This window comes from Bartonella sp. AA83SXKL, from assembly GCF_042196965.1.
Lineage (GTDB): Bacteria > Pseudomonadota > Alphaproteobacteria > Rhizobiales > Rhizobiaceae > Bartonella.
Genome location: NZ_JBHIRG010000209.1, coordinates 409 through 682 on the forward strand (window position 1 = coordinate 409; position 274 = coordinate 682).

Consider the following 274-nt stretch of genomic DNA (forward strand, 5'->3'; position numbering starts at 1 on the left):
GCAACACTTTCATAAGCTGCTTGGCTTTATCCTTACCAAAAATATGCTGTAATTTTTCTTGACCATTTTGCGTGTCAAACAAACTCAAAAGATTGTGGTCAAAATTCTGTGCATTGCCTGCGGCATGTTCTACTTGTGAGCGTACACCTTTTTGAAAGGCATTTTTTTCCATCAACCCCAAATCCGAAAGTTGACTTTTAATTGTATCGAGATTAACGCTTTTCTTCAGTGCTTTCTCTCCTTGCTCGAGGGCATCACCAATAGTACGCTCGTC

At 40.1% G+C, this 274-nt stretch carries 1 pseudogene; it reads right to left on the reverse strand.

The annotated features are described in order from the left end of the window. Positions 1 to 274, reverse strand: a pseudogene (locus tag ACFINO_RS10660) (hypothetical protein); the annotation flags it as partial.